Annotated in this window: 1 protein-coding gene; it reads right to left on the bottom strand. The window is 59.0% G+C overall.

Annotation, left to right across the window (positions count from 1 at the left end):
- Window positions 1-118 precede the first annotated feature (118 nt).
- A partial coding sequence (gene ltrA, locus FEF26_RS15445) for a group II intron reverse transcriptase/maturase (RefSeq protein ID WP_138254418.1) occupies window positions 119-1,198 on the bottom strand: 1,080 nt, incomplete at its 5' end.

Raw genomic sequence — 1,198 nt, 5'->3', positions numbered from 1 at the left:
GTGAGGTCGGCCCAGGGCGCAGTATCAGCGTTTCGGCTGGTCTGTTTCCCTGGGCCGCCTCCCGAACCGGACGTGCGACTTTCACCGCATCCGGCTCTCCACGAGCCCATGCCAATGCTCATGCAGGTGCTGGTTGGGTCCACGGTGTGGGGATGTCTCCTCGGTAGCGGTACCGGCTTACCGGTATTGCAGCGGGATTGAACAGCTCCACGCCCTCGTCCACCGGCCACCACCCCATGGGGCCGTACCGGTCTCGGAGGGTCCTCCAGTTGGTCTTACGGTGTTTGTTCCTCAACCAGATCACGACTCTGCGCCAGGTGTAATGGCGCAGATACGCGAAAGTATGGGCTGAGACCCCGTATTGGAAGTACCGTGTCCAGCCAGGCAAGATGAGATTCAGTTGCCTGAGAATCTCTACCAGCGGCTTGTGTGTTCCCTGCGTGGTGATCGTCTTGACCTTCTGCTTGATCGCTGCCACAGATTTCCGTGACGGGAAGGTATAGACGAACTGCTTCGACGTTCCTGGCTTGTAGTGCCGCTGGATGCGGAACCCCAAGAAGTCGAAGCCCTCATCGATGCCGACGACGAAAGTCTTCTCCTCTGATAGACGCAGCCCCATAGGGGCCAGGACGTCTGCAATCTGGTCATACAGTGCTTCCGCGTGTTCACGTTCACCGCTGACAAGCACGACAAAATCGTCTGCATAGCGGACCAGCCGGTAAGTGGGTAGTCCGTGTCGGCGGCGACGGGCACGATCGACCCGGGAAGAACTGTTTTCAGCCCAAACCCGAGCGAAGTGCTCATCGAGTACTTCCAAGGCAATGTTGGCCAGCAGAGGCGAGAGGATCCCGCCTTGCGGAGTTCCGGTGTCTGTGCGTCTCAGAGTCTGGTCCTCGCTGAGGACGCCGGCTTTGAGGAACGCTTTGATCAGAGCGATCACTCGCTTATCACCAATACGACCACGTACCCGGCCCAGCAGGGCCGTATGGTCGATCTCATCGAAGCAGGCCTTGATGTCACCTTCGAAAACCCATTCATAGGAATTCGAGGCGAACATCCTAATCTCGGCCACAGCATCCATCGCCCGCCGCCCGGGGCGGAACCCGTAGGACGAGGAGTGGAAGTCAGCTTCGAATATCGGTTCTAACACCAGCACCAGGGCCGCTTGGACCACCCGATCAGCAACGGTAGGGATACC

The sequence above is a fragment of the Nesterenkonia salmonea genome, from assembly GCF_005771525.1.
In the GTDB taxonomy this organism is placed as follows: Bacteria; Actinomycetota; Actinomycetes; order Actinomycetales; family Micrococcaceae; genus Nesterenkonia; species Nesterenkonia salmonea.
The sequence above is the reverse complement of the archived record's forward strand: the minus strand, read 5'-3'. Positions and strand labels throughout refer to the sequence as shown.